Origin of the sequence: Pantoea sp. JKS000250 (assembly GCF_003201065.1) — a bacterium.
In the GTDB taxonomy this organism is placed as follows: domain Bacteria; phylum Pseudomonadota; class Gammaproteobacteria; order Enterobacterales; family Enterobacteriaceae; genus Pantoea; species Pantoea vagans.
This window is the reverse complement of the sequence record NZ_QICZ01000001.1, coordinates 4,008,332-4,034,579: the sequence shown is the minus strand read 5'-3', so window position 1 is coordinate 4,034,579 and position 26,248 is coordinate 4,008,332. Positions and strand designations below refer to the sequence as shown.

The following is a 26,248-nucleotide window of genomic DNA, read 5'->3' as shown; positions in this document are numbered from 1 at the left end:
GTCTGAATCAGCTGGAGCAGCTCACCTCTAAGGTTTTGCCCCAGTCTGGCGGCCGCTGACGATACTCAGCGGCTGTCTCATCACTGAAGGGCTGCTGTAACGCCTGATGCAGACGGGCCAGCGCCCCCTTCTCTCCCCGCTCCGCCTCTTCAATCGCCTGCTGCGCCAGATAGTTGCGCAAAATGACAGCCGGATTAGCCGCCTTCATCACAGCCTGTCGTTCTTCATCACTAACCAGCTCATCCATGAGACGATTTCGGTAGCGCTGATACCAGCCATCAAAAGCCTCACGATCGATGAACTCGTCGCGCAGCGCTGAACGGCTTTCAGCCTGTTGGGTTTCACTCAGCAGCCGGAACGTCAGGGTGTAATCAGTGTGCTCCTGCGTCATCAGCGCCAGCAGATCGGTCAGAATCTGATTGTCGCTGTTCTGCTGCGTCAGCAGACCAAGCTTCGCCCGCATCCTCTCACCCCATACCCGCATCAGTTCAGGCTCATAGGCGCTTAGCGCCGTCCGCAACTGCTCAGTGGTCAGCAGACCCGACAGCGCATGCGCCAGACGGTTAAGATTCCACATGCCAATCATCGGCTGATTTTCAAAGCTGTAGCGCCCCTGATAGTCGCTGTGATTGCAGATGAAGTCAGGCTGATAATCATCCAGAAAACCAAACGGGCCGTAGTCGATGGTCAGGCCAAGGATCGACATATTGTCAGTATTCATGACGCCATGCGCAAAACCCACGCTCTGCCACAACGCAATCAGGCGCGCGGTGCGTAACACAATGTCGGTAAACCACTGTTGATAGCGGTCCGCTTCCTCTTCCAGATGGGGCCAGTGATGACGAATGGCGTAGTCAGCCAGCTGCTGCACTTTCTCCTGCTGCTGGCTGTAAAAGAAATGCTCGAAATGACCGAAACGCAGGTGGCTCGGTGAAATGCGCATCAGCATCGCGCCACGCTCAGTAGTTTCGCGGTAGACCGGCTCATCGCCTATCGACAGGGTCAGTGCGCGCGTGGTGGGGATACCCAGATGGTGCAGCGCTTCCGAGGCGAGAAACTCACGGACGCTGGAACGGATCACGGCACGACCATCGCCCATGCGGGAATAAGGCGTCAGGCCTGCACCCTTGAGATGCCAGTCAAGTTTGCTGCCATCATCCAGACGCTGTTCACCCAGCAGGATACCGCGCCCGTCACCGAGCTGACCCGCCCAGACACCAAACTGATGACCACTGTAGACCTGCGCCAGTGGCTGCATGCCGGGCAGCAGTGCCTCACCGTGCCAGACATCGTGACCGTGACCTTCAAAGAGCGCGCTATCCAGCCCCATTGAGGTTGCAAGCGGTGCGTTGTGATACAGCAGCCGTCCGCCTGCCAGCGGCGTGGGGTTCAGCGCGGTATAACATCCGGTCAGCTCACGTAACCAGGTGTTGTCAAAAGAGGCCTTGCCTGCGGACATTGTTTCTCCCATGCGATACTCAGCGATACGTAGGTTAGTCCTTTAGTGTAACGCTGATAGCAGGGATTAACAGGTTCTATCAGCCGGGATGCTGAGAGGAAGGCATGCGCTCGTCGGCACAGAGCAGTGAACGCAGTGCGTCAGATTTTACCACCGGGAAGAGCGCACCCTGAAAATCGGCACCATTCAGCTGGCTGACTTTATCGAACAGCACTTCGTCATCAATACCGCAAATAATCAGCCGGTCACAATGGGCGCGGAAATTATCAATAATGCTCTGAATAAATGGCACAAATGAAGCGCGTTTTGCCAGCGATTGAATAAATTCTTTGTCGAGACAGATGCAGCTGAATAAATTATCGTAGACCGCATTAGAGGGTGTTTTGCCCGCGCCAAAATGTGAAAGCGCTAAATTAAACTCAGCATGCAGGCTCGCCAGCAGCGGATTATTTTTGCCCAGCTTGAGTTGCGGAAACGTTTCAGTGATATTCAATAGAATGAAAGGCAGCTGTTTTATTTTGCGCATGACTAATTCACTGGCAAGCAGCGTCCGGGCCATGCCTTCATCAATACGGATAAAAGCTGACACGGAATGCGCTTCAAATAATCCGCGATTCTGCTCCAGCAATCCAATCTGGCTTTGCAGCAGACGTAACTGCTGCGACTCATCAAGCTGGGGAAGCAGCAGATCCTGAGGCAGGGTGATGGGCGCACTTTCATGCACAAACTGCGTTACCAGCTCGACAGCGGTCAACCGTCCGTCAACATCACAGACAGGATAAAACCAGATTTCCGACTGATAGTCGGCCGAGAGATGAATTTTCATTTTAATGCCAGAATATGCGGCGATGGGGATATCGTATAGGAATGGTCAGCCGCAGGCAATAGTGCCAAATCATTGAAGAGACGAACTTCTTTACCCTTCCATTTCCGTTTGGCAACAGCCGAACACGCTTAAGCCAAATACAGGTGATAAAACACCGGTTATTAGTGGAATTAAATCAGCCATTATTCTGTTTATTAAAATACTCGTCCTAAACGTTCATTTAAAATAAAACTTTTACTCGTTGTTTTAACTCTATTTAAAATTGGACTTAAGTCTGATTTCGCGAAGGTGCTGTTAAATACGGCGAGCCTGCCAGAACACTTTTCGCCAGTAGACATTGTCGAGTGAGGAGCGAATGACGCCCTGACTGGTCGAGGCGTGGATAAAAGCGTTATCGGTATCATAGATGCCCACATGCAGGCCATTTTCACCGCGTCCGGTTTTGAAAAAGACCAGATCGCCTGGCAGCAGTTCATCTTTGCTGATGCGGGTGCCTATATCGCTTTGGGCTGAGGTGGTGCGCGGCAGTTGCAATGCAAATTTATCGCGGAAGGTCAGATAGACAAAGCCGGAGCAGTCAACGCCGTTACGACTCATGCCGCCATAACGATAAGGCGTACCGCGCCAGTGACCGAGCTGATCGTTCAGTTCCGCTATCACGGTGATTGAATCGGAAAGACGGCCATTAATCGGCGGGGCGTGATGACTGCATCCCGTCAGCAGCAGAACTAAAATCAGCAAACCCAGGCGCATCGCCAAATGTCCTTATCAGAAGTTGCAACCGGCATAATGTAGCGGTAAAGCCCGCCAGGTAGCAAGTGTCAGGGCAGAACGGTCAGCAGCGTGCGTCCTTCAAGTTCAATCTGCCGGAAAGCAATCTGGTAGAGCGGTGTCAGGCGCTGCGGCGTCAGAACCTCTGAAGGTTCGCCCTGCGCGATCACCTGCCCGCTATCCATCAGCCAGACCCTGTCTGCCTGCTGCAGACTGTGGTTAAGATCGTGACTGCTGGCGACAACACCAACACCCGACGCGCACAGCGCCGCAATCAGATCGTCCACCGCTTTTTGCTGGCCGATATCCAGCGCCGTCAACGGCTCATCAAGAATCAGCAGCCGCCCGCAGGGGTTGATGTAAGGATCGATCTGGGCACAGACGGCTGCCAGCCGGACGCGCTGCCATTCCCCGCCGGAGAGCCGGGTTAGTGAACGCGATAACTTATCCTGCAGCTGAAGCCGCTGCAGCAGCATGCTGAGACAGGCATCGGCCTGTGGCCCCACCGGTTTCAGGTGCAGACGCAGATAGTGCCAGACCGGCATCTGACTCAGTGGGGCCTGCTGCTGTGGCAGCCAGCCGCGCACCCTTGACAGTGCCGCGCCGTTCCAGTCACTCAGCACCTTTTCGTCCAGCAGCACCGTGCCGGAGGCAGGTTGTAGTCCGGCAATCACACTCAGTAAGGTGCTTTTACCGGCTCCGTTCGGGCCTGCAATGTGCAGCAGCTGACCGGCGGCAAGCTCGCCGGTCAGAGGCAGCAGCCGTCCGGGGACGGCGGCCTGTTGCAGGCGCAACAGCATCTATTTTGCCAGCGCCTGTTTAATCGTTTCCAGAATGATGGGATCTTCCGGCGTCATGTCAGGTGCAAAACGCTGGATCACACTGCCGTCACGGCCAATCAGGAACTTTTCAAAGTTCCATAGGATGTCGCCCTGCTCTTTCGGCGCGCGCCCTTTACTCTCCATACGTTCGTAAAAACCGCTGCCTTCCGGACGCACCGCGTCAGGCCGGGCCGCGATCAGCTGCGCATAGAGCGGATGACGCGCCGGGCCATTAACCTCGGTTTTGGCAAACAGCGGGAACGTTACGCCATAGGTGGTACTGCAGAAAGTTTTGATCTCCTCACTGCTGCCCGGTTCCTGTTCCAGAAACTGATTGCAGGGGAAACCGAGGACGCTGAAGCCCTGATCCTGCCAGGCTTTCTGCAGATTCTCCAGCTCTTCGTATTGCGGCGTCAGGCCACATTTCGAGGCAACGTTGACGACCAGCAGGACTTTGCCCTGCCACTGTGACAGCGTGGTTTTTTCCCCGTCGAGCGTAACCAGTTCAGTCTCATAAATGTTCATGCTTTTTCCTGTAATGGATGCGGTTGTGGATGCAGAGTAGCCAGCCGAAGCTAGCGCGAAGATTTCACCAGTAAAATAATAAACAGTGGCGCGCCCAGTGTCGCCGTCACGACGCCTATCGGCAACTCCGCTGACGTCAGTGCCAGACGTGCCACGATATCGGCGGCCAGAAGCACCGCCGCGCCCGCCAGCGCCGATGCCGGCAGCAGATAGCGGTGATCGCTGATGCCGCTCAGACGCAGCAGATGCGGGATAACCAACCCGACAAAACCTATGGCGCCGGCCATCGCGACGCTGATGCCGACCAGCCAGCCCATCGCCAGCACCAGCAGGTTACGCCAGTAGAAAAGTGACAGCCCGAGCTGACGGGCGGACGTCTCGCCCAGAGCCAGCAGATTGAGAATCGGCCCGGTCGCCCCCAGCGCGAGCATCACCGGCAGCAGTGCCAGCATCATCCAGCCATAGCGCCAGTCAATGCCGCTGAATCCCCCCATCATCCAGTACATCAGCTGACGCAGATCGAGACTGGTGCTGAAGTAGACCGCCCAGGTCATGATGGCACTGCAGATAATCCCCAGCGCCACGCCGGTCAGCAACAGCCGGGTCACTGAAAGCTGACGATGGGCAAAATACAACAGGATTAGCGTAATTATCAGCGCACCGGCCATCGCCGCCAGCCCCAGGCTCCACAGCGAGCCGCTGCCCAGCAGCACGCCGAGCACCAGACCGATACCTGCGCCGTTCGAAACGCCGAGCAGACCTGGCTCCGCCAGCGGATTGGTAAACAGCGCCTGCATCCCCACGCCGCATACCGCCAGCGACGCCCCCACCAGGACGACCGCCAGACTGCGGGGCAGCCGCAACTGCCAGACAAAGAGCTGTCCGCTATCGCTGAACCACGCAGAGGGCGCGATCCAGCTGTCCCCGGCACAGAGGCTGAGACAGAGCAGTGCAGAGAGCATAAGGGCGAGCGCAATCAGCCATTTCTGGCCGCGTTGATCGGCCTGGCGCGCGAACGTATCGAGCAGAGACATAAGCGGGATTAGCTGAGAAAACAGTGATTTGATTGTAGAGGGATTGGTGAAAAAAGAAAGGCTGATGAGGCGGTCTGCGCCGGGATGGCCTGGACTCTAAAGGATAGGATGAGCGGCAATGCTGCATGCTGTCATTATGAAAAAAGGCCGCTTTCGCGGCCTTTTTGAAACGCTGAAATTCAGTCAGTCTCTTTGGGTGTAGCGTTCTCTACGCGGCTTTTCAGCTTCTGTCCTGGACGGAACGTTACTACGCGACGCGCAGTAATCGGAATATCTTCACCCGTTTTCGGGTTTCTGCCAGGACGCTGGTTCTTGTCACGCAGGTCAAAATTGCCAAACCCAGACAGTTTTACCTGTTCTCCATTTTCCAAAGCGCGACGTACCTCTTCGAAAAACAGCTCTACTAACTCTTTGGCATCGCGTTTGCTCAGCCCGAGTTTCTCAAACAGGTACTCTGACATCTCAGCTTTTGTAAGCGCCATAGGTTCAATCCCTCAAGGTTGCCTGGAATCGCTCTTTTAATGCCGCAACGCATTTGCCAACGGTCGCGGCAATCTCCTCTTCTTCGAGTGTCCGGCTGGTATCCTGCAAAATCAGGCTGATTGCGAGGCTCTTGTAGCCCTCAGAAACGCCCTTACCGCGGTACACGTCAAACAAGTTTACGCCAACTACCTGATTTACGCCAACTTTCTTACACTCCGCAATGATATCTGCTGCAGGGACGTTTTCAGCCACTACAACGGCAATATCACGGCGGTTCGCCGGGAAGCGAGAAATTTCGCGCGCGTCAGGCAGGACGCGGTCTGCGACCTTATTCCAAAGCAGTTCAAAGACTAAGGTGCGGCCATTGAGATCAAGCTTACGTTCCAGCTCAGGATGTACAACGCCGATAAATCCGATATGTTCATCATGCAAATAAATCGCCGCGCTCTGTCCTGGATGCAACGCCGGATTCGCCTCAGCCCGGAAGCTAATCTCATCCAGTTTGCCGGTTAAATCGAGCAGCGACTCTAAATCGCCTTTCAAATCATAGAAGTCAACTGTCTGACGCGCCAGATCCCAGTGCTCTTCAACACGGTTGCCGCTGATGACGCCAGCCAGCATAAGATCCTGACGGATGCCTAAATCCGCCTGCGTATCTGGCACAAAGCGTAAGCCGCTCTCGAACAGACGTACACGGCTCTGCTGACGGTTCTGGTTATAGACCACCGCACTGAGCAGACCGGTCCAGAGTGACAGACGCATGGTCGACATATCACTGGAGATCGGGCTTGGCAGTAACAGCGCCTCTTCACCCGGATGCAGCAGCTGCTGGATTTTCGGATCGACGAAGCTATAGGTAATCGCTTCCTGATAACCTTTATCCACCAGCAGGTTTTTCGCGCGTTTCAGCGACAGATTCGCTTCACGGTGACGGGTCATGACCAGACCGGCCTGAACAGGTACATCAGGAATATTGTTGTAGCCATAAATACGGGCCACTTCTTCGACCAGATCTTCTTCAATGGCCATATCGAAGCGCCAGCTCGGCGCGACGGCCTGCCACTGCCCTTCACCTGCCGTCACGTCACAGCCGAGACGCGTCAGAATGTCGGTAACCTGCTCATCCGCAATCACGTGACCAATCAGACGGTCCAGCTTTTCGCGACGCAGCGTAATGGTCGCCGGGACAGGCAGGGCTGCCTGATGGGTCTGATCGATGATCGGGCCTGCTTCACCGCCGCAGATGGACAGCAGCAGTTGGGTAGCACGCTCCAGCGCGGTATGTTGCAGCGCCGGGTCAACGCCACGCTCGTAGCGATGAGACGCGTCGGTATGCAGACCGTGACGACGGGCGCGGCCGGTGATAGAGAGCGGATCAAAGTACGCACACTCGAACAGGATGTTCTGCGTTTCGCCGTTCACACCCGAATGTTCGCCACCAAAGATTCCGGCCATCGCCAGCGCTTTCTGATGATCGGCGATCACTAAAGTATCACTCTGCAGGGTGGCTTCAGTGCCATCCAGCAGCGTCAGCTTTTCGCCCTCTTTCGCCATGCGCACCACGATACCGCCATCAATACGGTCAAGGTCGAAGGCGTGCATTGGCTGACCCAGCTCCAGCAGAACGTAGTTGGTGATATCGACGACCGGATCGATAGAGCGAATGCCACAGCGACGCAGCTTCTCTTTCATCCACAGTGGCGTAGCTGCCTTAACGTTAATTCCTTTCACGACACGGCCCAGATAGCGCGGACAGGCTTCTGGCGCGTCAACCTGAATCGGGAACGTGTCGTTAAGCGTCGCCGCGACCGGCTGCATCTCCGGCACCTTCAGCGGCAGGCCGTTGAGCACGGCAACATCACGGGCGATACCGATCAGACCCAGACAGTCGGCGCGGTTAGGCGTGACGCTGATTTCAATGGTGTTGTCGTCCAGCTGCAGGTACGCGCGGATATCGGTGCCAACGGGCGCGTCAGAAGGCAGTTCGATGATGCCGTTGTGATCGTCGGAAATACCCAGCTCGGAGAACGAGCAGAGCATCCCTTCAGAGGGCTCGCCACGCAGTTTAGCCGCTTTGATTTTGAAATCACCTGGCAGCACAGCGCCGACGGTCGCGACAGCAACTTTCAGTCCCTGACGGCAGTTCGGCGCGCCACAGACGATATCCAGCAGGCGATCGCCACCGACGTTGATTTTGGTGACACGCAGCTTGTCGGCATTGGGGTGCTGACCGCACTCCACGACTTCACCAACCACAACGCCGTGGAACACACCGGCGACGGCATCAACGCCGTCCACTTCCAGACCGGCCATGGTGATTTGTTCAGACAGCGCAGCGCTGTCCAGGGCTGGATTTACCCATTCGCGTAACCAGAGTTCACTGAATTTCATTGGATATCCTGCCCTTACTTAAATTGTTTGAGGAAACGTAAATCATTTTCGAAGAAAGCACGCAGATCGGTCACGCCATAGCGCAACATCGTCAGACGCTCCATGCCCATACCAAAGGCGAAACCAGAGTAAACTTCCGGATCGATGCCGACGTTGCGCAGCACGTTAGGGTGCACCATGCCGCAACCCAGCACTTCCAGCCACTTACCGTTTTTACCCATAACATCCACTTCTGCCGATGGCTCAGTGAACGGGAAATAAGAAGGACGGAAGCGAATCTGCAAATCTTCTTCAAAGAAGTTGTTCAGGAAATCGTGTAGCGTGCCTTTCAGATTGGTAAAGCTGATGTTTTTATCCACGATCAGCCCTTCCATTTGATGGAACATCGGCGTGTGCGTCTGGTCATAATCGTTACGGTAGACGCGGCCTGGCGCAATAATGCGGATAGGCGGCTGCTGAGTCTGCATGGTGCGGATCTGCACGCCAGAGGTCTGCGTACGCAGCAGACGCGTGGCGTCGAACCAGAAGGTATCGTGATCGGCACGCGCCGGGTGGTGCGCAGGAATATTTAGCGCATCGAAGTTATGATAATCATCTTCAATTTCCGGCCCTGTTACCACGCCAAAGCCTAACTCACCAAAGAAGGTCTCAATGCGATCCATGGTGCGGGTGACCGGATGCAGACCGCCATTCTCGATACGACGACCCGGCAGAGAGACATCAATGGTCTCTTCAGCCAGACGGGCATTCAGCACCGCGGCTTCCAGTGCGTCTTTACGGGCATTCAGTCGATCGGTAACCTGCTGCTTCGCTTCGTTGATTACCGCACCCGCTGCAGGGCGCTCTTCTGCTGGCAGCTCGCGCAACGTCGTCATCTGCAGTGTGAGATGTCCTTTCTTACCCAGGTATTCGACGCGCACTGCGTCAAGGGCGGCGATATCCGTCGCCCCGTCGATGGCCGCCGTGGCGCTGGCCACCAGTTCTGCGAGTTGGGACATAGTTTCCTCTTTTTCCAGTCAGGCTGGTCAGTTCTCGTTGGGACCTGCCGGTCCAATATGCTAGCGCCAGAAACAAAAAAGCCTCCACGAGGGAGGCTTTTAGCGCGATTTTTCGTTTCTTCTCTTATGCGCAAAAGCCCCCGAATGTCAGGCGCTAAAGTAAAAAAAGAAACGGAAAATAGCAGCATTCATGCTTGCGGTTACCTTGTCATGCGATACAGGGGGTCTATTGAAAAGCTCAGCGACAAAAATGTCAATCTTTTGCGTAAGTTACAGGCAATAAAAAAGGGAGCAAGCTCCCTTTTCCATCTGACTTACGCCAGGGCTGATTTCGCTTTTTCGACCAGTGCAGAGAATGCCACTTTGTCGAATACGGCGATGTCGGCCAGGATCTTACGGTCAATCTCAATGGCTGCTTTTTTCAGACCATTGATGAAACGGCTGTAAGACATGCCGTTCTGACGCGCCGCTGCGTTGATACGCGCGATCCACAGCTGACGGAACTGACGCTTACGCTGACGACGGTCACGGTAAGCATACTGACCAGCTTTGATAACAGCCTGGAAAGCAACACGGTAAACACGTGAACGTGCACCGTAATAGCCTTTAGCTTGTTTTAAGATTTTTTTGTGACGTGCGCGAGCAACTACACCACGTTTTACACGAGCCATTTAGCTCTCCTGTTTAATATTCTGAATTAATGAAAAAAATTTACTTATGCGTACGGCAGGCAGGCAATAACCAGACCCAGATCGCCTTTTGACACCATGCCTTTAGGGCGCAGGTGACGTTTACGCTTAGTAGATTTTTTAGTCAGAATATGACGCAGGTTTGCGTGTTTACGCTTGAAGCCGCCAGAAGCGGTCTTCTTGAAGCGCTTAGCCGCGCCACGTACAGTTTTAATCTTTGGCATTTTAAAAATATCCACTTCGCATTGTTAATAACATGACCCAGACAGGCGAACAGATAACCGCACAGCGCGAACGCTGCGCGGTCATCGCTACTTGAAAGCCTACTGTTTCTTCTTAGGAGCGAGCACCATGATCATCTGGCGGCCTTCGATCTTCGAAGGGAAGGATTCGACAATGGCCAAATCCAGATCTTCACACAGGTCTTTACGGACGCGGTTAAGCACTTCCATACCGATCTGCTGGTGCGCCATCTCACGACCGCGGAAGCGGAGCGTGATTTTGGCTTTATCGCCATCTTCCAGAAAGCGAATCAGGTTGCGTAGTTTGACCTGATAGTCGCCATCATCGGTTCCAGGACGGAATTTGATTTCCTTAACCTGAATAACTTTTTGCTTCTTCTTCTGTTCCTTAGAAGATTTGCTTTTTTCATAGAGGAACTTGCCGTAATCCATAATACGACAGACCGGCGGTTCGGCATTCGGGCTGATTTCGACTAAGTCGCCGCCCGCTTCCTCGGCTTTTTCCAGAGCTTCGCGTAATGTGACAATGCCAATCGGCTCGCCATCCATGCCCGTTAAGCGCACTTCAGTTGCGCGGATTTCACTGTTAATTTTGTTCGGACGCGTCGGTAGTACTCGTTTTCCGCCTTTAATACTTTATTCCTCCAATTGGTGAAGATTTCGGCTGCGAATCTCTTGTTGAAGTTTCTCAACAAACAGATCGACATCCATCGATCCCAGGTCTTTACCACGGCGGGTGCGAACGGCAACTTTGCCAGATTCCACCTCTTTATCACCGCAGACCAACATATAAGGGACGCGACGTAATGTGTGCTCGCGGATTTTAAAGCCTATCTTCTCATTTCTCAAGTCTGCCTTCACACGAATGCCAGCATTCTGCAGCTTACGCGTCAAAGACTCAACATATTCCGCTTGTCCGTCGGTAATATTCATTACCACAACTTGCAGCGGTGCCAGCCAGGTTGGGAAGAAACCGGCGAATTCTTCGGTAAGAATACCGATGAAGCGCTCCATCGATCCCAGAATCGCACGGTGAATCATCACTGGCGTCTGACGGTCGTTGTTTTCACCCACGTAGGTTGCTTCAAGGCGTTTTGGCAGGGAGAAGTCTAGCTGAACTGTTCCGCACTGCCAGGCGCGATCAAGACAATCGTACAAAGTGAACTCAATTTTAGGGCCGTAGAACGCGCCTTCACCTGGCTGGAACTCAAACTCAATGTTGTTTTCGTTCAGCGCAGCGGCCAGGTCTTCCTCGGCACGATCCCACATCTCATCTGTACCGATGCGCTTCTCAGGACGGGTGGATAACTTCACCACAATCTTTTCAAAGCCGAAGGTGCTGTACATGTCATAAACCATGCGGATACAGCTGTTCACTTCGTCACGCACCTGCTCTTCTGTACAGAAGACGTGTGCATCATCCTGGGTAAAGCCGCGAACGCGCATCAGACCGTGCAGCGCACCTGATGGCTCATTACGGTGACAGCTACCAAACTCTGCCATACGCAGCGGCAGGTCACGGTAGGATTTCAGACCCTGATTAAAGATCTGAACGTGTCCAGGACAGTTCATCGGTTTGATGCAGTATTCACGGTTCTCCGATGAGGTGGTGAACATTGCTTCTTTATAGTTTTCCCAGTGCCCGGTTTTTTCCCACAGGACGCGGTCCATCATGAACGGACCTTTCACTTCCTGGTATTGGTACTCTTTTAATTTGCTGCGGACAAACACTTCCAGCTCACGGAAGATGGTCCAGCCGTCATTATGCCAGAAGACCATACCGGGTGCTTCTTCCTGCATGTGGTAGAGATCCAGCTGCTTACCAATCTTACGATGGTCACGCTTCGCCGCCTCTTCCAGACGCTGCAGATAGGCTGCCAGCTGCTTTTTGTCTGCCCATGCGGTGCCATAAATACGCTGCAGCATTTTGTTGCTGCTGTCGCCGCGCCAGTAGGCACCGGAGATCTTCTGCAGTTTAAAATGATGGCAGAACCGCATGTTCGGCACGTGCGGACCGCGGCACATGTCGACATATTCTTCGTGATGATACAGGCCAGGCTTATCGTCATGGCTGATGTTTTCATCAAGAATAGTGGTCTTGTAGATTTCGCCGCGCGCCGCAAAGACGTCGCGTGCTTCCTGCCAGCTGACCTTTTTCTTCACCACATCGTAGTTGGTTTCAGCCAACTGATGCATGCGTTTTTCCAGCAGGTCGATATCTTCCTGGGTCAGGGTACGATCGATGTCGACATCATAATAGAAGCCGTTATCAATGACCGGGCCGATCGCCATTTTGGTATCCGGCCACAGCTGTTTAATTGCGTGCCCTAACAGGTGCGCACAGGAGTGACGGATAATTTCCAGACCCGCTTCATCTTTTGCGGTAATGATCGCAACAGCGGCATCGTCGGTGATGGGATCAGCAGCATCAACCAGTTCACCGTTAACGCGGCCAGCGATACAGGCTTTCGCCAGACCTGGACCGATGTCCAGCGCAATATCCATGACACTGACAGGGCGGTCAAACACGCGCTGGCTGCCATCAGGAAGCGTAATTACAGGCATTTCATGTCCTTATTTGCAGTGGTAAGCCACACGAAAGCTTACATGCAACGTAATGTAAAATGAGTGACCTGGCGTGATATCAGACCCACATTGTCGGAATGTCGCCAGGATTGCAGTGCGGAACAGATGATAGCAGTTTTCGCCGACGAGAAAAACCATCCCCTTTTCGCTAAGCCATGGAGCGAACAAAAAAAAGCGGCCTGACACACAGTGTCAGACCGCCGGGCTTGCCGCAGGCAAAAATGCGCTTACATCGCGTAAGAGAGCATGATTGAGGTTTTGGTGTCGGTGCGATCTGGCGCAGACTCAGCCGGATTGTTGTTCCAGGTGACGTTGTAAGCCAGCTTCAGCGCGAAGTGGCTATTGATAGCGACCTGCAGGCCGGTTTCAGAGTTCACCGTGGTGTCTTCACCGAAGCTGCTCAGCACGGATACGCCCTGAATAAATTTGGTGGTATCGGTCAGCTGCCACTGATAGCTCACAGCGCCATAGCCCAGCGCCTTGGTCTGATGACCGCCAGCGTGGTAATCGTCATAACGTACACCCGGACCAAATTCCGCACGCAGCGAGTGCACTGGACCGTTCAGGATCTGACGACCGTAACCGGCAGTCAGCACGTCACGTGAATCGTAACCATTGAAACGATCGCTTAACCAGCTCGCCTGGCCAAACAGGTAGTCATAGGAGTTGAGGTTATAGCGTGAACGACCACCGATGTTGTACGTCTCTGAAGAGCGTTCATCATTTGACGAGGTGTTCGCTGCGTTACCCCACAAGCTGTAGGCCATAGATGACTGATACCATGTCATATTGGTCTGAGCAGTCAGCGATGAACTGGTGGTGTTACCGGTTTGCGCCAGGTATCCCGCAGAAGCAGAACCTTCAAATGGCTTTTTAGCCGTGGAAGGGTCATCCATTGAGGTGAATACGGCGTTATCGGCCAGTGCCTGGTGACAAAACGCTCCGGCGGAGAGCAAAAGAACAGCAGACAGCTTGTTATAGGCTTTCATTAAATGTGATCCGTGCGACTGTTTAAAAAACGGAGAGTCTGAAGCGTTTTGCCGGGCATTCAATGCAATTTACGGTAAGTTTTGTAAAAAATTATTAACTTACACAAAATGCCTGGAATCACCCTGACAACCCATGTTAATTGGGACTCATCTTATTAACGTCGCGCATTATAGTGCTGCCCAAATGAAAAGCCAGACGTAACGGCAGAAAGATTTTTACGTCATGGGCAGTACTCCTGACACTGATTTACGCTATGCGTCACGACAGACACCCAGCATCTCTTTCATAATTCGCCTGAATTTTCACCATAGTCTACGCTCAGTTCAGTTTCTCTTTCCCGGAGGTGCCTTATGAGCAACACTGCCCTGGCCCGCTATATCGTGACCTTTCATTATCAGGAGTCGGGATTAAGTGACATCCTGGAGCTGACCAGCGCGATGACCGCCGCCGGTTTCACCACCACGCTGGCCGATGAAAATGGTCATCCCCATGAGCTGGGCACGAACAGCTATGGCATTGTCAGTACGCTGGACGCTGAGGATCTGCGACAGCAGGTTGCGGCTGCCGGTGAAAACGCCCTGGGTCAGAAACCGGATGTGACTGTCATCACCTTTGAAGAGTATCTGCGGGACACTGCCAGTCATCGCCCCGCCACCTCGGCGCCGGAATAAAAAGGTGCAATCACGCTGGTTTTGGTGAATATTCAGGCATCAGCATCGGACTTACGCAGCGAACAACGAGGATAGCCCTATGTGGTCAGCCATCAGTCGTCTGTTAAGCGAGCAGTTAGGCAACGCCGAAATCACTCAACGTCACGCCCTTGCGGGTGGTGATATCCATCCCACCTGGCATATTCGCTACGGCGATCACGATGTCTTTGTCAAAAGTAACAGCCGCGAGATGCTGTCGCTTTTTACCTGGGAAGCCGACCAGCTTGCCTTGCTGGCGCGCACCGGCACGGTTCGGGTGCCAGAAGTGTATGGTGTGGGTCATCATCGCGAGGAGAGCTTTCTGTTGCTGGAATATATCAGGCCACAGCCGCTTGATGAGCAGAGTGCATATCAGCTGGGTCAGCAGCTGGCGCACCTGCACCAGTGGAGCGAACAGACGCAGTTCGGCCTCGATTTCGACAACAACATCACCACCACGCCCCAGCCCAATAGCTGGCTGCGGCGCTGGTCGGTCTTTTTTGCCGAACAGCGCATTGGCTGGCAGCTGCAGCTGGCGGCCGAAAAGGGAATTCAGTACGGGGATACCGAGCTGATTATCGCCTCCGTGCAGCGGGTGCTTGCGTCACATCATCCGCAGCCGTCGCTGCTGCATGGTGATCTCTGGCCCGCTAACTGCGCCAGCAGTGACAATGGCCCCTGGCTGTTCGATCCCGCCTGCTACTGGGGCGACCGTGAGTGCGATTTAGCCATGCTGAGCTGGTACCCTGACCTGCCCCGCCAGATTTATGACGGTTATCAGGCTGTGTGGCCCCTGCCGGATGGTTTTTCGCAGCGTCTGCCGGTCTACCAGCTCTACTATCTGCTGAACCGGGCTAACGTGTTTGGCGGGCACTGGCCCGGCGATGCACAGTTCGCCATTGGCCAGTTGCTGGATGAGGATGCGCTCTGCACCCGTCAGGCCAGACCGGCCTGACGGCGTTCACGGTCAGATAAAGCCCAGCAGCGACAGCGCAAAATATCCGGCTATCGCAATCACCACTGGCAGGACATAAAGCGGGAAGATCTGCAGGAAGATGGTGTGACGAGGAACGCGCACCTTCTCTTCCAGTTGCTGACGGCTGCGTCCTTCACTGCCCTTTGCCTGCTCCAGAATCATCTGATCTTCAATGCCCTCTTTGACGTGACGTGCCTGCCGTCTCATCCGCGCGCCTGATGATTCCAGCGCCAGCCCGACAAAAATCAGAATGTAGATCAGCCAGAAACCCAGATTCATCTGACCGTTAAATTCCGGTACCGGCGAGTTATGCCAGAAAACGTTCAGGAATGGCGTGTTGAAGCGCAGCATATCGACAATGACATGGACGAAATCAAGCATAACGGCGTCAATGCCCGGCTGCTTCTCGCTGTGCTTAAACATAAAGCTCAATACCGAAATAATGGTCGACAACAGTGCCACTAAAAAGAGCACCCAGCCCACCACGCGCTTAAGGATGGCGATACGGCCAGCCTGTTGATAGGTCATAATATCTCCTGAACCTGGAATCCAATTTGCCGTCAGTCTACCTGCCAACGAAGAAATTTCCCAAATAAAGCGTGGTCAATCGGATGAAGCATGCGTCAGCAGAGAATGATGTTATGGTTAAACCGACTTTATTTATAAGGAGACCGCTGATGACCTGGCACCGCCCTGTCCTTGCTGCCCTGTTTGACATGGATGGCTTACTGATCGATTCTGAACCGCTGTGGGATCAGGCTGAACTGGATATCTTTTCAACGCTGGACGTCGACCTGTCACGACGCAGTGAAATGCCCGATACCCTTGGCCTGCGTATCGACCAGACTGTGCGGATGTGGTACGAAACGCTGCCCTGGCAGGGCCCCTCTCAGCAGGAGGTTACTGACCGTATTATTGCGCGCGCCATGACGCTGGTGGATCAGACGCGGCCGCTTCTGCCTGGCGTGGAAACGGCGCTGCAGCTCTGCCAGGAGCAGGGAATGAAAATCGGCCTGGCCTCAGCATCGCCGCTCATGATGCTGGAACAGGTACTGGAGATCTTCAACCTGCGCCACTATTTCGATGTGCTGGCTTCAGCAGAAGCACTGCCCTACAGCAAGCCCCATCCGCAGGTCTATCTTAACGCCGCCGCCAGCCTGGCAATTGATCCACTCAACTGCGTCACGCTGGAAGACTCGTTCAATGGCATGATCGCCACCAAAGCGGCCCGCATGCGGTCGATTGTGGTGCCTGCCGCTGAACACCGCGATGACCCGCGCTGGGCGCTGGCGGATGTCCGGCTGGACAATCTGACCCAGCTTAGCCTGCAGCATCTGCAGGGATGATAAACAGCCCGCGCATAGCGGGCTTTTTTTTACCCGCTGCGCCTGCCGGTTGATCTGCTCCGCAAAAAATAAAACAACGTTTCATTTTTATTGAATTCCCATCCCGCTCTGCCTAAGATGCCTGAAGCGTCCCCATTCGGGGCATGAATAACCTGACCTGCAGAGAGGCCTGAGATGGACGTTCGCCAAAGCATTCACAGCGATCACGCTAAACAGCTCGACACTGACGCGCTACGCCGCGAGTTTCTGATTGAGACGATTTTTTCCGCTGACAATTATACCCTGACCTACAGTCACACCGACCGCATCATCATTGGGGGCGTGTTGCCGGTTAATAAGCCAGTCACTATCGGTGATGAGATGGGAAAGCAGCTGGGCGTCAGTTACTTTCTTGAACGCCGCGAGCTGGGCATGATCAACATTGGTGGCCCGGGTCTGGTTGAGGTCGACGATAAAGCCTGGGAGATCGGTCATGAAGAGGCGCTTTACATTGGTAAAGGTGCGCGCAACCTGCTGTTCCGCAGCCTGAACCCGGCCCAGCCCGCTAAATTCTATTACAACAGCGCACCCGCACACTGCACCTTCCCGGATAAGAAGATTACGTTACAGGAAGCCGCAACTGCCACGCTGGGTGATGCTGCTACTGCCAATCGTCGCACCATTAACAAATTTATCGTGCCGGATGTGCTGCCCACCTGCCAGCTCACCATGGGCTTAACCCGACTGGATGAAGGCAGCCTGTGGAACACCATGCCCTGTCACACCCATGAACGGCGCATGGAAGTCTATTTCTACTTCGATATGAGCGAAGAGAGCGCGGTCTTCCACATGATGGGAGAACCCCAGCAAACCCGCCATCTGCTGGTACATAACGAGCAGGCGGTCATCTCACCCAGTTGGTCAATTCATGCCGGCGTCGGCACCCAGCGTTACACATTTATCTGGGGCATGGTGGGTGAGAATCAGGTCTTTGATGACATGGACCACGTCAAAATCAGCGAACTGCGTTAAGCAGAGGAGAAGCATAAATGGTACTGAATACGTTTGATTTAAAAGGCAAAGTGGCAATGGTGACCGGTTGTAATACCGGTCTGGGTCAGGGTATGGCTCTGGGGCTGGCTCAGGCTGGCTGCGACATTGTAGGCGTTAACCGTTTCGAACCTGACGAAACGCAGCGTAAAGTTGAAGCACTTGGCCGCCGTTTCTGGTCGATATCGGCTGACCTGATGAAATCTGATGTTGCGTCGCAGGTTGTTGAGCAGGCGGTCGCAGCCGCGGGCAGAATTGATATTCTGGTCAACAACGCCGGGATTATCCGTCGTGAAGATGCACTGAACTTCAGCGAGCAGGACTGGGATGATGTGATGAACATCAACAGTAAAACGGTCTTTTTCCTGTCACAGCAGGTAGCCCGGCAGTTTATTGCTCAGGGTAACGGCGGCAAGATTATCAATATCGCCTCTATGCTGTCGTTCCAGGGCGGCATCCGCGTGCCTTCCTATACCGCGTCGAAAAGCGCAGTCATGGGTTTAACGCGTCTGATGGCGAACGAGTGGGCGAAGCATGGCGTTAATGTTAATGCGATTGCCCCAGGCTATATGGCTACCGATAACACTGAACAACTGCGTAAAGACCAGGCCCGAAGCGATGAGATTCTGGGGCGTATCCCGGCAGGACGCTGGGGCGTGCCTGATGACATGATGGGCCCGGTAGTTTTCCTGGCCTCTTCCGCGTCTGACTACGTTAATGGCTATACACTGGCGGTAGATGGCGGCTGGCTGGCTCGTTAATCTTTCTGGCAGAGCGGGCGGACAGTGTTTCATCACTGTCCGCCTTGTTAAAAATATTCATGCTTCGTTACAGCGTCACATGTTCTCATTTACTGGATAAATCCCTATACTGGATGCATCGACAGCTTTCTTTGCAACCAGGTTTTATCATGACGGGCGAAGGCCACATCATTTTTGCCATTGCCAGCGCTATTTTTGCCAAACGTGCTGAGCTGACACCCATACTGGCGCAGGCCGACTGGTGGCATCTCGTTCCTTCAGCCCTGCTGACATGCCTCCTGCCCGATATCGATCACCCCAAATCTCTGCTGGGACAGCGACTACGCTGGCTTTCTCATCCTATTGCGCGCGCGTTCGGCCATCGGGGCTTTACCCATAGTTTGCTGGCGGTGGTGGCCGGTTTATGGCTTTTTCAGATAAACCTGCCCCAGTCGTCGCCGATACCGGCAGACGTACTACAGGGTCTGACGCTGGGCTACCTCAGCCATATTGTGGCTGATATGCTGACGCCCGCCGGGGTTCCGCTGCTGTGGCCCTGCCGCTGGCGCTTCCGTCTGCCGATTCTGCGCAGTCAGAAAGGAAATCAGCTTGAGCGGGCGTTATGTCTGGGACTGGTAGGCTATGCGCTGTGGTTCCCGGTCGGCATGCCATCTTTTGGTGCAAACGGCTGGCCGGCTCAGCTGTTTGATACGCTACAAAATGGCGTCGGACGGTTAATTTCCAGTCATACTGCGCAATAAAGCCGCACAAAACGTCATTAAGTTATAAACCATGCCATTTGGATATAAGGTGCCCTCTCCGCCTGCTGTTACCATTCCCGCTGTCTTAATTCGTGATTAACATTATGCGGCTTTCCCGCGTGGGAAAGCCGCATTACTCTGGAGTTTCAGTATGGACCTTCCTCTTACGCTCAATATCGTGGCCTTTGTGGTGCTGCTGGTATTGCTCTCCCGCTTCAGCCGTCAGAACTGGAGCCTGTCGAAAAAAGTGCTGACCGGTCTGGTGATCGGCGTGCTGTTCGGCCTGGTTTTGCAGTTGATCTACGGCGAAAACAGCGCAGTGGTAAAAGAGTCTATCAGCTGGTTTAACATCGTCGGTAATGGCTATGTCCAGTTGCTGCAGATGGTGGTGATGCCGCTGGTGTTCGTTTCTATTCTGAGTGCGGTGGCCCGTCTGCATAACGCCTCGTCGCTGGGGAAAATCAGCGTACTGACCATTGGCGTACTGCTGTTTACCACCGCGATTTCGGCGCTGGTCGGCGTCTTCGTCACCGGCCTGTTTGGTCTGAGCGCGGAAGGTCTGGTTCAGGGTGTGCAGGAAACCGCGCGGCTGAGTGCGATCCAGAGCAACTATGTCGGCAAAGTCTCTGACCTGAGCGTGCCACAGTTGGTGCTCTCCTTTATCCCGAAAAACCCGTTTGCCGATCTGACCGGCGCTAATCCAACGTCAATTATCAGCGTCGTCATCTTTGCCGCATTCCTGGGTGTGGCTGCCCTGCAGTTGCTGAAAGATGATGAAGTGAAAGGTCAGCGCGTGCTGGTCGCAATCGACACGCTGCAGTCATGGGTTATGAAGCTGGTGCGTTTAGTGATGAAACTGACGCCATATGGTGTGCTGGCGCTGATGACCAAAGTGGTTGCCGGTTCAAACCTGCAGGACATCATCAAGCTGGGCAGCTTTGTGGTCGCCTCTTACCTCGGTCTGGCCATCATGTTTGGTGTTCATGCTCTGCTGCTGTCGGTGAATGGCATCAACCCGCTGCGCTTCTTCCGTAAAGTGTGGCCGGTGATCACCTTCGCCTTCACCAGCCGCTCCAGCGCAGCGAGCATTCCGCTGAGCGTAGAGACGCAGACCCGTCGTCTTGGCGTGCCGGAGTCGATTGCCAGCTTCGCGGCATCCTTCGGTGCCACTATCGGCCAGAACGGCTGTGCCGGTCTCTATCCGACCATGCTGGCCGTAATGGTTGCGCCAACTGTCGGGATCAACCCGTTTGACCCGCTGTGGATTGCAACCCTGGTCGGGATCGTCACGCTGAGCTCTGCAGGTGTGGCGGGCGTCGGAGGCGGTGCCACCTTTGCCGCCCTGATTGTTCTGCCTGCGATGGGCCTGCCTGTCACCCTGGTGGCGCTGCTAATCTCCATTGAGCCGCTGATTGATATGGGTCGTACGGCACTGAACGTCAATGGTTCGATGACCGCCGGTTCCCTGACCAGCCGCTGGTTAGGTCTGACCGATAAGCGCGTACTGGAAAGTGACGACAACGCCGAGCTGGCGCACCGTTAATCTGCTGTAAGCCTGGCGCGCCCGCGCCAGGTTATTTCTGCCCTTCCTCTCCATAATCCTCCCCATTGATGGCGACGCCGTTAAGAAAGCGTTAAGCATGGTAAACAGGCGAAAAATCGCCGCTTTAGTGCTTGTCTTTACCCGGTAAAAAGCGAATTCTGCATCCAGTCTTATGAGGAGGACATCCGATGAAAAAAATTATTGCCTCGCTTCTGACGCTGGCGCTGTTGACGCCCGCGCTGGCTTTCGCCCACCCTGGCGACTGGGGCCCGGGTGGATGGGGCCGACATGGCGGACCCGGCCCCCACTGGGGGGGTCCTGGCCCGGTGCGTTTTTTACCTGAAGCCGCTACCGCGGTGCTGATTGGCGGACTGACCTACTACCTGCTGAACGGCAGTTATTATCAGCGTCATGGCGAAGAGTATGTGGTGGTCGAGCCGCCAGCAGAGTCGCGGGTCAGCAGTGAAATGCGGGTACTCGACTTTAATGGTAAACGTTTCTATGTGCAGGACGGCCACTACTACCAGCGGCAGATAGACGGTGATTATGTTGAGGTGCCGCGGCCGGCGGGATTGTAGTCCGCGCCGCAACGAAAAACGGCCCGTCATGACGACGGGCCGTTTGCTATTCAGGGGTGCTACGTATTACTGCTGAACCTGCGGATCGGTGTCATATTCCGCGCAGCTCTGGAAGCCGTAGTTCATCACACGGCCAGTGTCGTTATAGCTCACGAAGTAAGTCTGTGCTTTACCGTCGCGCTGACCCAATACGTAAGTCTGGCAGGTGCCGCGCGCGTGAACCATGGTGATTTCAGTAGACGGCGTACCGGCGATCTGACGAACCTGATCGCGGGTCATACCTTTTTTAACATCCTTAACGACTGGCTTAGTCACGTAGCTTTCAGCACGATCGTAAGTCGTACAACCAGACAGTGCAGCCAGCGTCAGCGCCGCAGCGATACATCCCATCACTTTATTCATCTTGTTGTTCCTCATTGATTGTCCATGTGGAAACAAGCCTGGAACATAAATGCTGATTTATCAAGTTTATGAGCAACAATTCATCGCATAGCAAATGTCAGGATATCGTAAAGAAGGCTGTTTTGCTGTCAACGCAGACGTATACTTCCCCGCAAAACAGACACCCTGTAACGATTCATTTTCAGACTCATCGGCCATCATCAGTGAGGGCGTTGATCAGTGTGGTAGCGGCGTTACGGGTATCTGCAATTTACTGCCTTGCCCGCTTTCTGTTCACCCCACCGCTGACGACTCCGAGGATAAATGACCCCTGTACATTCTAACCGCCTGGTTTACGCCATTACGCTCGGCCTGCTGGCCGCACTTGGCCCGCTCTGCATTGACCTCTATCTGCCTGCACTGCCACAAATGGCGCAGGATCTGCACACTGAAACCGCAACCGCGCAGCTGAGTCTGACCGCCGGCCTGCTGGGTCTGGGCGTTGGCCAGCTGCTGTTTGGCCCGATGAGCGATAAGTTTGGTCGCCTGCGCCCGCTGACCCTGTCACTGGTGCTGCTGTTTATCGCCTCGATGGGCTGTGCGCTGGCGCAGGATATTAACCAGCTGCTGCTGGCACGACTGTTCGAAGGGTTAGCAGGTGCGGGCGGCGCCGTGCTGTCACGGGCGATTGCGCGTGACATGTATAGCGGTCATGAGCTGACGCGCTTCTTCGCGCTGCTGATGCTGGTCAACGGTCTGGCGCCGATTGGTGCACCGGTACTGGGCGGTGTGCTAATGACGATAGTCAACTGGCGCGGCATCTTTATGGTGCTGGGCGGCATTGCCATTCTGCTGATCCTGCTGGCACGCTGGAAGCTGCATGAAACACTGCCAGAAGAACGGCGCAGTAAAGGATCGATTTTCTCCGCTTACGCCGCGCTGGGTCAGGTGATAACCCATCGCCCCTTTATGGGCTTCTGCCTGACGCAGGGCTTTATGATGTCCGGGATGTTCGCCTACATTGGTGCCTCACCGTTTGTGCTGCAGCAGATTTATGGCCTGTCGCCTCAGGCCTTCAGCTTTTGCTTTGCGGCCAACGGTTTTGGTCTGATCATTGCCTCGCAGACCAGCGCCCGTCTCTGTCCGCTTTGGGGCGAGTATCAGGTGCTGAAAGGCGGGCTGACGCTGGCCTTTGTCGCCTCCAGCCTGCTGCTGTTGACTGCGCTGCTCCATGCACCGCTGGCACTGCTGCTGGTCGCACTGTTCTTTACCATCGCCAGTAATGGCGTGATCGCCACCACCGCCTCATCACTGGCGATGCAGAGTCAGGGACACCGCGCGGGCAGCGCCTCTGCCGTGATTGGCGTCACCATGTTCACGCTGGGCGCAATTACTGTGCCGATCACCGGCATCGGCGGCACCTCGGTACTGAGCATGTGTGCCACCATTTTCGGCTGCTTTATGATGGCAATTCTGATGTTCAGCGTGCTGGCGAAAAAACCGCTACCGCAGGTAAAAACTCACTGATTTCGCAACGTTAAGGCGTAATCAGTTGCCGCTTAAGCTTGTTGTTTTGGCGAAGGCACGTTAGCTTTATTAAAACGTTCGCATCGAGCCGACAGGCCACTGACCTGAGGAGAAGTTCATGTCACTGCAGCAGGAAATTATTGAAGCACTGGGTGTGAAACCCGCTATCGACGCCGACCAGGAAGTGCGCGTCAGCGTCGATTTTCTAAAAGCCTACCTGAAACGTCACAGCGGACTGAAAACGCTGGTGCTGGGGATCAGCGGCGGTCAGGATTCAACGCTGGCGGGTAAGCTGGCGCAAACGGCGATCAGCGAGTTGCGTCAGGAGAGTGGTGACAACGACTATACCTTCATTGCCGTGCGTCTGCCCTATGGTGTGCAGGCGGATGAGCAGGATTGCCAGGACGCGCTGGCTTTCATCAAGCCTGACCGTTCGCTGGTGGTCAATATCAAAGAGTCAGTGCTCGCCAGTGAGCGCGCGCTGAAAGACGCAGGTATCACGCTTTCTGACTTCGTGCGCGGCAACGAAAAAGCGCGCGAGCGAATGAAAGCGCAATACAGCATTGCCGGCATGACCAAAGGGGTAGTGGTCGGCACCGATCACGCGGCGGAAGCGGTCACCGGATTCTTCACCAAGTATGGCGATGGCGGCACTGACATCAACCCGCTGTTCCGCCTGAACAAGCGTCAGGGCAAACAGCTGCTGAAGCATCTTGGCTGCCCGGAACATCTCTATCTGAAGAAGCCGACTGCCGATCTGGAAGATGATCGTCCAGGCCTGCAGGATGAAGTGGCGCTGGGTGTCACCTACGAGATGATCGATGATTATCTGGAAGGGAAAACCATCAATCCTGATAACGCCCGCATCATCGAAGGCTGGTATCTGAAAACCGAGCACAAACGTCGCCCGCCGATCACGGTATTTGACGACTTCTGGAAGTAATCCCGCGCCTCCTTTGCCCCGGCAAGGGAGGCTTCTCTCACTCACCTTGTTGATCGCTGTATGCCTGCCACCGTTTCGCGCGCCACCCTTATCGGGCTTATCGCCATTCTGCTCTGGAGCACCACCGTTGGCCTGCTGCGCAGCGTCAGTGAAGCCTTTGGCGCTACCGGCGGCGCGGCGCTGATCTACAGCACTACCGCCATGCTGCTCTGCCTGACCCGCGGCCTGCCAAAGCCCGGCGCAATGCCTGCAATCTATTTATGGCTGGGCGGCATCCTCTTCGTGGGCTACGAAATTTCTCTGGCGCTGGCTATCGGGCTGGCCAGTGATCGCAGTCAGTCGCTGGAGCTGGGGATGATTAACTATCTCTGGCCCTGCCTCACCATTGTACTGGCGATCCCATTTAATCAGCAACGTTTCCGCGTCTGGCTCTGGCCCGGACTGCTGCTGTCGCTGCTGGGTATCGTCTGGGTGATGAAAGGCAGCGGCAGCAGCTCGGCTGCGCTGCTATGGCAGAACATGCTGCGCAATCCTGTCGCCTACGCACTCGCCTTTATCGCCGCCCTGACCTGGGCGCTCTACAACAACGTTACCCGCCGCTTTGCCCGGGGTTCGAACGGCGTTACGCTGTTTTTTATCCTGACCGCGCTGGCACTGTGGATCAAATATGCCATCAGCGATCGTTCTGCGCCGATGACCTTTGCGCTGGTCCCGCTGCTGGAGGTGCTGTTTGTCGGCCTCTCTACCGCCATCGCCTACTCCGCCTGGAACCACGGGATTCAGCAGGGCAACCTGACGCTGCTGGCCACTGCCTCCTACTTTACGCCGGTGCTGTCGGCCCTGCTGGGATCGCTATGGCTCGGCCTGACGCCACCGCTGGCCTTCTGGCAGGGGGTCGCGATGATTACGTTGGGTTCGCTGATCTGCTGGCTGGCGACACGGCGTCTTTAATCAGACGGCTGGCGATCATTTCGCCTGCCTGTTATGCTGTATGGACAACCAGTAAGTGGAGTCCATTTTGGCCAGACGTGCTGCCATTCTTCGCCCCGAACCCGACGCGAATACAATTTATCAATATCCTGAACACCTGCGTGAATGGCTGGAAGGTCTGCCGAATCACCCTGGCGTCTATACCTTTCACGGCGAGAGTGAGTCGCTGCCGCTCTATATCGGTAAAAGCGTGAATCTGCGTTCGCGGGTAATGTCCCATTTTCGCACTCCTGATGAGGCGAAAATGCTGCGTCAGTCGCGGCGAGTCAGCTGGATCCCTACCGCTGGCGATCTCGGCGCACTGCTGCTGGAAGCGCAGATGATCAAAACCCAGCAACCGCTGTTTAATAAGCGACTGCGCAAAAACCGGCAGCTCTGTTCGCTGCAGATTACCGATGGCAAACCAAACGTGGTTTACGCAAAAGATCTTGATTTCAGCCAGTCTCCCAACCTTTTTGGCCTCTATCGCAGTCGCTTTGCCGCCCTTGAACGACTGAAGCAGCTTGCGGATGAGTATCAGCTCTGTCATGGCCTGCTGGGTCTGGAAGCGCTGAGTGCGGGACGAGGCTGCTTCCGTTCGGCACTGCGCCGCTGCGCCGGTGCCTGCTGCGGTAAAGAGCCGGTCAGCGATCATCAGGATCGTCTGCTGGAAGCGCTGGAAAATGTGCGGGTCTTTTGCTGGCCGTGGCAGGGTGCCGTAGGTCTGGTGGAGGAAGGCAAAGAGATGACGCAGATCCACGTCATCGACCACTGGTTCTATCTCGGTTCGGTCAGCAGCATGGATGAAGCCAGAAAACTGCAGCGGCCCAAAGGCGGTTTTGACCACGACGGCTACAAAATTCTCTGCCGCCCGATTCTGTCGGGTGCCTACCCTATTCTTCCGCTATAAAAAAACCGCCGATGCTGCCCACTCATTTCAGTGGACAGCGT

Annotated in this window: 29 protein-coding genes and 1 other annotated feature; of the genes, 12 read left to right on the top strand and 17 right to left on the bottom strand. The window is 54.9% G+C overall.

Annotated elements, in window-relative coordinates; translation table 11 throughout:
* Window positions 1-7: 7 nt before the first annotated feature.
* From BY447_RS19070 to BY447_RS19005, 15 genes are all read right to left on the bottom strand, one after another.
* The gene (locus tag BY447_RS19070; protein ID WP_110331839.1) at window positions 8-1,459 is read right to left on the bottom strand and encodes a protein adenylyltransferase SelO; all 1,452 of its coding nucleotides are present in this window, start codon (window positions 1,457-1,459) and stop codon (window positions 8-10) included.
* A 79-nt stretch (window positions 1,460-1,538) separates the two neighbouring features.
* Entirely contained in the window at window positions 1,539-2,285 is a 747-nt protein-coding gene (locus BY447_RS19065) for an EAL domain-containing protein (RefSeq protein ID WP_033782932.1), read from the bottom strand.
* 294 nt (window positions 2,286-2,579) lie between these two features.
* On the bottom strand, window positions 2,580-3,038 hold the full coding sequence (locus BY447_RS19060) for a C40 family peptidase (RefSeq protein WP_013357687.1): 459 nt from the start codon (window positions 3,036-3,038) through the stop codon (window positions 2,580-2,582).
* A 68-nt stretch (window positions 3,039-3,106) separates the two neighbouring features.
* The gene (gene btuD / locus BY447_RS19055; protein ID WP_110331838.1) at window positions 3,107-3,856 is read right to left on the bottom strand and encodes a vitamin B12 ABC transporter ATP-binding protein BtuD; all 750 of its coding nucleotides are present in this window, start codon (window positions 3,854-3,856) and stop codon (window positions 3,107-3,109) included.
* Window positions 3,857-4,402: a glutathione peroxidase gene (locus tag BY447_RS19050; RefSeq protein ID WP_013357685.1), complete on the bottom strand. Its 546-nt coding sequence runs from the start codon at window positions 4,400-4,402 to the stop codon at window positions 3,857-3,859.
* Window positions 4,403-4,452: 50 nt separating this feature from the next.
* A complete protein-coding gene (btuC, locus tag BY447_RS19045; RefSeq protein WP_110331837.1) occupies window positions 4,453-5,436 on the bottom strand; it encodes a vitamin B12 ABC transporter permease BtuC in 984 nt (327 codons plus the stop codon).
* Between the two features lie 179 nt (window positions 5,437-5,615).
* Window positions 5,616-5,918: an integration host factor subunit alpha gene (ihfA, locus tag BY447_RS19040; RefSeq protein ID WP_003853259.1), complete on the bottom strand. Its 303-nt coding sequence runs from the start codon at window positions 5,916-5,918 to the stop codon at window positions 5,616-5,618.
* A 4-nt stretch (window positions 5,919-5,922) separates the two neighbouring features.
* Window positions 5,923-8,310, bottom strand: a complete 2,388-nt coding sequence (pheT, locus tag BY447_RS19035) for a phenylalanine--tRNA ligase subunit beta (protein ID WP_110331836.1) — start codon at window positions 8,308-8,310, stop codon at window positions 5,923-5,925.
* A gap of 14 nt (window positions 8,311-8,324) precedes the next feature.
* Window positions 8,325-9,308: a phenylalanine--tRNA ligase subunit alpha gene (gene pheS, locus BY447_RS19030; protein ID WP_110331835.1), complete on the bottom strand. Its 984-nt coding sequence runs from the start codon at window positions 9,306-9,308 to the stop codon at window positions 8,325-8,327.
* 71 nt (window positions 9,309-9,379) lie between these two features.
* Window positions 9,380-9,505 (bottom strand) — a sequence feature (Phe leader region).
* Window positions 9,456-9,500: a pheST operon leader peptide PheM gene (pheM, locus tag BY447_RS23275; RefSeq protein ID WP_106120997.1), complete on the bottom strand. Its 45-nt coding sequence runs from the start codon at window positions 9,498-9,500 to the stop codon at window positions 9,456-9,458. It overlaps the preceding feature by 45 nt.
* A gap of 117 nt (window positions 9,506-9,622) precedes the next feature.
* Window positions 9,623-9,979 carry a 50S ribosomal protein L20 gene (rplT, locus tag BY447_RS19025; protein WP_003853267.1) on the bottom strand — a complete coding sequence of 119 codons (357 nt, stop codon included), beginning with the start codon at window positions 9,977-9,979 and terminating at the stop codon, window positions 9,623-9,625.
* A gap of 44 nt (window positions 9,980-10,023) precedes the next feature.
* A complete protein-coding gene (gene rpmI, locus BY447_RS19020) occupies window positions 10,024-10,221 on the bottom strand; it encodes a 50S ribosomal protein L35 (RefSeq protein WP_004157374.1) in 198 nt (65 codons plus the stop codon).
* A gap of 99 nt (window positions 10,222-10,320) precedes the next feature.
* A complete protein-coding gene (gene infC / locus BY447_RS19015; protein ID WP_033732471.1) occupies window positions 10,321-10,872 on the bottom strand; it encodes a translation initiation factor IF-3 in 552 nt (183 codons plus the stop codon).
* A gap of 3 nt (window positions 10,873-10,875) precedes the next feature.
* A complete protein-coding gene (gene thrS, locus BY447_RS19010) occupies window positions 10,876-12,804 on the bottom strand; it encodes a threonine--tRNA ligase (RefSeq protein ID WP_013357680.1) in 1,929 nt (642 codons plus the stop codon).
* 248 nt (window positions 12,805-13,052) lie between these two features.
* Complete coding sequence (locus BY447_RS19005) at window positions 13,053-13,814, bottom strand: DUF481 domain-containing protein (protein WP_013357679.1); 762 nt, start codon at window positions 13,812-13,814, stop codon at window positions 13,053-13,055.
* Window positions 13,815-14,165: 351 nt separating this feature from the next.
* Between BY447_RS19005 and ghoS the strand changes: the two genes are divergently transcribed.
* Window positions 14,166-14,486, top strand: coding sequence for a type V toxin-antitoxin system endoribonuclease antitoxin GhoS (gene ghoS, locus BY447_RS19000; protein WP_110331834.1), 321 nt, complete (start codon window positions 14,166-14,168; stop codon window positions 14,484-14,486).
* A 79-nt stretch (window positions 14,487-14,565) separates the two neighbouring features.
* Window positions 14,566-15,459, top strand: a complete 894-nt coding sequence (locus BY447_RS18995) for a fructosamine kinase family protein (protein WP_110331833.1) — start codon at window positions 14,566-14,568, stop codon at window positions 15,457-15,459.
* Between the two features lie 12 nt (window positions 15,460-15,471).
* Here the strand turns inward: BY447_RS18995 and BY447_RS18990 are convergent, their stop codons facing one another.
* The gene (locus BY447_RS18990; RefSeq protein WP_110331832.1) at window positions 15,472-16,008 is read right to left on the bottom strand and encodes a YniB family protein; all 537 of its coding nucleotides are present in this window, start codon (window positions 16,006-16,008) and stop codon (window positions 15,472-15,474) included.
* A 149-nt stretch (window positions 16,009-16,157) separates the two neighbouring features.
* Between BY447_RS18990 and hxpB the strand changes: the two genes are divergently transcribed.
* The 6 genes from hxpB to BY447_RS18960 all read left to right on the top strand — a co-directional run bounded on the left by hxpB (window position 16,158) and on the right by BY447_RS18960 (window position 21,477).
* Entirely contained in the window at window positions 16,158-16,826 is a 669-nt protein-coding gene (gene hxpB, locus BY447_RS18985) for a hexitol phosphatase HxpB (RefSeq protein ID WP_095707283.1), read from the top strand.
* A 174-nt stretch (window positions 16,827-17,000) separates the two neighbouring features.
* Window positions 17,001-17,837: a 5-dehydro-4-deoxy-D-glucuronate isomerase gene (kduI, locus tag BY447_RS18980; RefSeq protein WP_110331831.1), complete on the top strand. Its 837-nt coding sequence runs from the start codon at window positions 17,001-17,003 to the stop codon at window positions 17,835-17,837.
* Window positions 17,838-17,854: 17 nt separating this feature from the next.
* Window positions 17,855-18,616 (top strand): 2-dehydro-3-deoxy-D-gluconate 5-dehydrogenase KduD, encoded by a 762-nt coding sequence (kduD, locus tag BY447_RS18975; protein WP_033782919.1) that lies wholly within the window; start codon window positions 17,855-17,857, stop codon window positions 18,614-18,616.
* Between the two features lie 149 nt (window positions 18,617-18,765).
* Complete coding sequence (locus BY447_RS18970) at window positions 18,766-19,356, top strand: metal-dependent hydrolase (RefSeq protein WP_110331830.1); 591 nt, start codon at window positions 18,766-18,768, stop codon at window positions 19,354-19,356.
* A gap of 151 nt (window positions 19,357-19,507) precedes the next feature.
* The gene (locus tag BY447_RS18965; RefSeq protein WP_033732462.1) at window positions 19,508-20,899 is read left to right on the top strand and encodes an L-cystine transporter; all 1,392 of its coding nucleotides are present in this window, start codon (window positions 19,508-19,510) and stop codon (window positions 20,897-20,899) included.
* Between the two features lie 188 nt (window positions 20,900-21,087).
* A complete protein-coding gene (locus BY447_RS18960; RefSeq protein WP_013357670.1) occupies window positions 21,088-21,477 on the top strand; it encodes a DUF6515 family protein in 390 nt (129 codons plus the stop codon).
* A gap of 66 nt (window positions 21,478-21,543) precedes the next feature.
* Here BY447_RS18960 and osmE read toward each other — a convergent pair whose 3' ends face one another.
* The gene (gene osmE, locus BY447_RS18955) at window positions 21,544-21,879 is read right to left on the bottom strand and encodes an osmotically-inducible lipoprotein OsmE (protein ID WP_010245718.1); all 336 of its coding nucleotides are present in this window, start codon (window positions 21,877-21,879) and stop codon (window positions 21,544-21,546) included.
* A 303-nt stretch (window positions 21,880-22,182) separates the two neighbouring features.
* Between osmE and BY447_RS18950 the strand changes: the two genes are divergently transcribed.
* The 4 genes from BY447_RS18950 to cho all read left to right on the top strand — a co-directional run bounded on the left by BY447_RS18950 (window position 22,183) and on the right by cho (window position 26,207).
* On the top strand, window positions 22,183-23,385 hold the full coding sequence (locus tag BY447_RS18950) for a multidrug effflux MFS transporter (RefSeq protein ID WP_110331829.1): 1,203 nt from the start codon (window positions 22,183-22,185) through the stop codon (window positions 23,383-23,385).
* Between the two features lie 118 nt (window positions 23,386-23,503).
* Window positions 23,504-24,328: an ammonia-dependent NAD(+) synthetase gene (gene nadE / locus BY447_RS18945; protein ID WP_013357668.1), complete on the top strand. Its 825-nt coding sequence runs from the start codon at window positions 23,504-23,506 to the stop codon at window positions 24,326-24,328.
* 60 nt (window positions 24,329-24,388) lie between these two features.
* Complete coding sequence (gene yddG, locus BY447_RS18940; RefSeq protein ID WP_013357667.1) at window positions 24,389-25,279, top strand: aromatic amino acid DMT transporter YddG; 891 nt, start codon at window positions 24,389-24,391, stop codon at window positions 25,277-25,279.
* Between the two features lie 67 nt (window positions 25,280-25,346).
* Window positions 25,347-26,207, top strand: coding sequence for an excinuclease Cho (gene cho, locus BY447_RS18935; RefSeq protein WP_033782915.1), 861 nt, complete (start codon window positions 25,347-25,349; stop codon window positions 26,205-26,207).
* Window positions 26,208-26,248 lie beyond the last annotated feature (41 nt).